At 65.9% G+C, this 5332-nt stretch carries 6 protein-coding genes and 1 pseudogene; 3 read left to right on the plus strand and 4 right to left on the minus strand.

Annotated elements, in window-relative coordinates; genetic code table 11:
- From VGP60_RS37560 to VGP60_RS37575, 4 genes and pseudogenes are all read right to left on the minus strand, one after another.
- Positions 1-1035: FAD-dependent monooxygenase (locus VGP60_RS37560; RefSeq protein ID WP_327552981.1), on the minus strand; the 1035-nt coding region annotated here is incomplete at its 3' end.
- A 410-nt stretch (positions 1036-1445) separates the two neighbouring features.
- Positions 1446-1607: a hypothetical protein gene (locus tag VGP60_RS37565; protein ID WP_327552976.1), complete on the minus strand. Its 162-nt coding sequence runs from the start codon at positions 1605-1607 to the stop codon at positions 1446-1448.
- On the minus strand, positions 1604-2305 hold the full coding sequence (locus VGP60_RS37570) for a flavin monoamine oxidase family protein (RefSeq protein ID WP_327552977.1): 702 nt from the start codon (positions 2303-2305) through the stop codon (positions 1604-1606). The genes VGP60_RS37565 and VGP60_RS37570 overlap by 4 nt, the downstream gene beginning before the upstream one ends.
- 52 nt (positions 2306-2357) lie before the next feature.
- Positions 2358-2591 (minus strand): annotated as a pseudogene (locus tag VGP60_RS37575) (FAD-dependent oxidoreductase); the annotation flags it as partial.
- 307 nt (positions 2592-2898) lie between these two features.
- On the opposite strand from VGP60_RS37575, the gene VGP60_RS37580 reads away from it, so the two are divergent.
- From VGP60_RS37580 to VGP60_RS37590, 3 genes are all read left to right on the plus strand, one after another.
- The gene (locus VGP60_RS37580; RefSeq protein ID WP_327552978.1) at positions 2899-3327 is read left to right on the plus strand and encodes a hypothetical protein; all 429 of its coding nucleotides are present in this window, start codon (positions 2899-2901) and stop codon (positions 3325-3327) included.
- 209 nt (positions 3328-3536) lie between these two features.
- Positions 3537-4295 carry a class I SAM-dependent methyltransferase gene (locus VGP60_RS37585; RefSeq protein WP_327552979.1) on the plus strand — a complete coding sequence of 253 codons (759 nt, stop codon included), beginning with the start codon at positions 3537-3539 and terminating at the stop codon, positions 4293-4295.
- A gap of 36 nt (positions 4296-4331) precedes the next feature.
- Positions 4332-5045, plus strand: coding sequence for a substrate-binding domain-containing protein (locus VGP60_RS37590; protein WP_327552980.1), 714 nt, complete (start codon positions 4332-4334; stop codon positions 5043-5045).
- The last annotated feature ends 287 nt before the right edge of the window (positions 5046-5332 follow it).

Genomic DNA, 5332 nt, shown 5'->3' on the forward strand with positions numbered 1-5332 from the left:
GGTGGACAGCAGTTCCATCTGGGCGCGGGTGTTGTCCAGCACGTCCTCGGCGACCGGATGACGTTCGGCCTGGTAGGTGTCCAGCAGTGTTTCCGGCGCCCAGCCGCGGATCTGTGCGGCCAGTTTCCAGCCGAGGTTGAATGCGTCCTGAACGCCCAGGTTGAGGCCCTGTCCGCCGGTGGGTGGATGGATGTGTGCCGCATCGCCGGCCAGCAGCACCCGCCCGACCCGATAACGTTCGGCCAGCCGGGTGGCATCCCCGAAGCGGGACAGCCAGCGCGGGGAGTGCACGCCGAAATCGGTTCCGGCGATGGTGCGCAGCTGGTGTTTGAAATCCTCGAGGGTGGGCGGTTCCGCGCGGTCGCTGACTCCCGCGGCGGGGACTACGACGCTATAGACCCCTTCGCCGAAGGGCCGGAGCCAGAATGGCTTATGGGTCTCGCTGATTTCGGTCACCTTGGCGGTGATCTCCTCCTGCGGCACACCCACTTCCATCTCGCCCATCAGCGTCTCGGTCCGTGATGGCTCGCCGGGGAAGCCGACGCCGAGCAGTTTGCGCACCGTACTGCGCCCGCCGTCACAGCCGACGAGATAGCGCGAACGCAGCTGTTCCCCTCCCCCGCCGGCCAGCTCGACGGTCACACCCTCGTCGTCCTGCTCGAAACCGGCGACCGCGCAACCGTGCCGGACTTGCGCACCCAGTTGGATCGCATGTTCTTCAAGCAGGTGAACGATGGCCGGCTGCGGGATGCCCAGCAGATAGGCGTGCGCGGAATCCAGGCCCTTGGGCGCGGGTTTGGTGATGGCGGCGAAGAATCCGCCGGCCGGACGCTGTCTTCCGTGTCCGAGAATGCGGTCCAGCAGTCCGCGCATGGCCATCAGCTCGAGACTGCGAATATGCAGGCCGACTATGCGGACGAACGACACGGGCTCGGTTTCCTTCTCCAGAACGAGTACCCGCACATCGTGCAGCCGCAGTTCGGCGGCCAGCATCGCGCCAGTCGGCCCGCACCCGGCAATGATCACGTCGAACATGAGGGGCGCGCGATCGGCGCCGGAGGCCGGCGACCGGAGTCCGGGGACGTCGCCCACGGTGAAGTCGCGCTCGACCGTATCGTTCGACGACGGCTCGGCGGTGAACGGAGAGTCCATAGGTGTTGCCTTTCGGGAGTGCCTTGTTGTCGAGGCGCTCCCGGCGACACCTACGTCAATCGCCCGGCCGTGACGGGAAGGGGGAGCACCCACATCGATACAGCGTTCATGGGTCTCACCTCCTCGGGCGGTGTCACGGTCCAGTGCAAGCTACAAGCCCGAGCATCACCCCGTCCAATCCTTTCCCAGCCCCGTGATCACGACTGGCGAACGGGCGCGTGCGTGCCCAGCGGAAACCTGCGGCCAAGCCCGTCGCTGCGTTCGTCACCCGAGCGGGCATTCACCATGGAGCCCTACCTTGGGAGCCGGGCGAGCAGTTCGGCGGCGACCTGCTTACCGGAGTCGCGGGAGTAGTCGACCTGGTCGGTGATGACACCGGCCCAGTACAGGCTGTCGTTGACTGGGCGGAAGACCGCTTCGGACATCTGTTCGGTGACGAGCTCCGAGTCTGTCAAGGCCGCGCGGGCGAACGGGTCCGTTGCCCATTCGTGCTCGACGACGTTGGTTCGAGCTTGGGATCGCCGACGACCCCCCGGACCAGTTCGAGGAATTCCGCATGGCGGCGTTCGCGGGGCAGGGCCAGCAGACGAACGGCCTCCTCTTGGTCCGCCGCGGTACCGACAACCTGTCCCTTGAAGTCGGGCAACTCCGGGGAGGACCTCCACACGAACGTCGAATCCGACATGCCGGCCTCACGGATCCAGTCGGCGTCCTCGGGCAGCACGGGGTGGTCGAACTGCCAGAGCACCTTCGTGGTCGGGGACTGTGGCACGGCCTTGAAGGCCTCGACCTTGTCCGAAGGCAGGGCTGGGGAAAATTCGATGGCGTTGGCGGCCAGTACGGCGACGGGCACGGTCACGATCGCGTAGCGAGCCCGGTAGGTGACGGCGCGTCCCTGCTGCACGCCGTGGACGACGACTCCGGAAGCCGAGTGTTCGATGCGCCCCACCACGGTGTTGAGCTGGAGTGGCAGGTTTTCGGCGAGTGGGACGAGGATCTTGTTGTAGCCGCCGACGACCTGGAAGTTTTTGGCTTCGCCCGGCACACCGGATTGGTCGGTCAACTCCCACGGGCCGCCCAGTTCGGTACGTGAGATATGGCGGGCCGAGAAGTGGGTCTTCAGGTTGAACTTCTTGACCAGGCCCCAGGTCACACCCGAGTTCGATCGGGACGGGCATCGAGGTCCGATCGGTGAACATGCGGCCACAGACGCGATCCCTGGCCTCGACGACCATGATCTTCTTCCCGGCGTCGACGAGGTCCCTGGCGGCGCCCAGACCGGAGGCACCCGCGCCGATCACGACGACATCGAACTCGTAGTCGTCGGTTGCCCGGCTTTCTCCCGTCGCGCACGCGGCGAGGGTGCCGGCCGCGAGGGCAGCGGCGGCGGTACCGATGAGGACGCCACGACGGCTGACCAGATGGCGGTTGCGTTCCATATTCGCTTAAACCCTTCAATAACATGGGTGGTATGCGCATTCGTCGCGCGCACCACCCAGATAAGCCGACCCGATACCGAATTTCCTATCCGCCGACCAGCGGTTGCACCCCCGCCGGTCGACGGAGCGAGCATCCGCGAAACTGCGCGGGAACGCGTGCCAATCTGAATAAGACTTTCGGTAGATGACGGGCTGCATCGGCGAAATGTCGGGTTAACCGGTATCGAGCCCGCTCGGGCACCCGGAAAATCGGCGCCCGCAGACTTCCAGCCGCCTGAGCGTCGGAACACTCGACGAACTGCGAACGATGGTCAGGTTGCTGCGCGCCTCCGGCGGCGACGCGACGGAACTGGCACCGCAGCCGACACCGGCTGATTTGCCGCGTCTCATGGCGTCCAGCGGTATCGAGGCGGAGCTGACGGACGGTCATGTGCTGCCCACCGTGGGTACGCCGGCGCAGCGCGCCCTGTACCGCGCGGTACAGGAGGCCCTGGCAAACGTCCGTAAGCATGCTCCCGGAGCCACGGCCACTGTCGAGCTGTGTCAGGACGGCGCCGTCGTCGTCACGGTCACGAACACCCCACCGTCGCGCCCTGCCCTCGCTCTTCCGAGCGCCCGCCAGGGATTGATCGGCCTGAAGGAGCGCGCCGACATCCTGCACGGCACCATCGAGTCCGGTCCGACAAAATACGGTGGCTACCGGATGCGAATGCGGATTCCGGCCCACCCGGACTGACCGTTCGCACAACCGTCAGGGCGCGTTCCCGACGAGCGTGACTCCGACTGAGTTACTGTTGTCGGCCGTGGCGGCAACAACTACGGTGGCAACCGTCAGGACTTCAGGCGCCGCCGGTTGTGTCGAGTACGAGGCGTTCGAAGCTGGACTGAAGAATAAGGAAGAATTCCGTGACAATATCTGTTCGGCGTGCGCTTCGCGACCGGCTCATGCGTGCCATCAGGGATGCTGTCAAACCATTGCTGGCGGAGCAGTCTGAACAATTTGAGCGGCAGATCGCCGAATTGCGGGACGATGTGCGGCGGGCATACGATCGAGTTGTCGAATTCGAGATCCGTTCACGCCGCGACATTGTCTACGCTGCGGACCAGCGGGCCGCGCTCGAGGCGGCCCAGTTCGTGGCCGGGAACATGCCGAACGTGCCGCGGTTCTCTGAGCGTTTCGCACTACTCAAATACGCGCTGACGTTGGCTCCGGTACGCGGCATGGCGCTGGAGTTCGGCGTGTTCACCGGCGCCAGCCTCGAGATCATCACCGCAGCTCGTGAAACCGGTGGCGTCTACGGTTTTGACTCGTTCAAGGGGCTACCGGAGGAGTGGGGAGTCGACTTTCCGGCCGGCGCCTTCGCTGTCGCTGAACCGCCTGAGATTCCCGGGGCCGAACTCGTCATCGGCTGGTTCGACGAGACTGTGCCCGGCTTCCTGGCTGAGCAAGACGGACCAGTGGACTTCCTGCACATTGACTGCGATCTTTACAGTTCCACCAAGACGGTTCTCGATCTGGTGGGCCCGCGTCTCAAGCCGGGTTCGATAATTGTATTTGACGAGTTCTTTAACTTTGCGGCCTGGAAGGAAGGCGAGTACCGGGCATGGACTGAATACGCCGAGCGAACCGGGCTGTCGTTCAGTTACGCCGGATACTCCTACAACACTGAGCAAGTGATAGTGCAGATCGCAAGCGCTCCCTGACCGGTGATCACGGCGAGTGCGACCCCGCTCACGCCGGTGCGACGCCCTCCGCGCGGGCCCGGCGCCGCGCCGGCCGGATCGCCGCTGCTGGAGACGCTGCCGGTGCGCGGCGACGTCGACGGCCTGGTGATCATGGGAATCCCGCTCGCCGAGGAGGGCGCGGACCGCCTGCGCCGCTGGGGACCGCCGACCGTACTGGTCGACTCCGCGCACCCGGCGTTCACCAGCGTCACCTTCGATGACGAGCAGGCCGGGTTCCTGCTCGCGAGCCATCTACGCGACCGCGGCCACCGGCACATCGGCTACCTGCACAAGCCTCAACGCTCGCTGTCCTACGTCTCGCCCGGCATGCTCCGGCGCAACGGAATGAACCACGCACTGCGCACAGCCGGTGCCCTCGAGGACCTCGAACTGGCCGCGAACGACCTGGTCGCCGCCCGCGTGTTCGCCGCCGAGTTCCTCGGCCGTGAACACCGGCCGGCCGCCGTCATCTGCCACCACGACGTCCTCGCCGCAGGCTTCCTCGCCGGGCTGCGCGCAGCCGGTGCCGAGGTCCCCGCCCAGGTCGCCGTCACGGGCATCGACGATGGCCCGCTCGCCGAAGGCTTGGCCCTCACCACCGTCCGGCAGCCGTTCGCCGAATCCGGCCGCCATGCCGCCGAACTGCTGCGCTCGCTGATCCAGTCGCCGGGGCACGCCGCCGCACGAACCCTGCTCGCGCCCCAGCTCATCGTCCGCGAGACCACCTGAGCCGCGGCCGAGGAAGGCTTCCGCAGGAGAACACGTTCGAGATCTTGGCTGTTCTGGGTGGGTTCTACGGGGGCCCATCCTGCGGATTTCGGCATGACGATCTTGGAACGCCCTTATCCCGCAACGCTTTTCTCGCTGCTCCGGTGTCTGTCACAACGGTTGCGGTAACACGAAACCCGGTGGGATCGTCGGTTTCGTTCCGAAGGGGAGTAGCCCGCAAGTCCACTATCGACACGCTGAGAACCCCGCGGTTCTCCGGTGGTGGCGCCCGCGGTCAGACGGGTGGG

Origin of the sequence: Amycolatopsis sp. (assembly GCF_036008905.1) — a bacterium.
Classification (GTDB): Bacteria; Actinomycetota; Actinomycetes; order Mycobacteriales; family Pseudonocardiaceae; genus Amycolatopsis.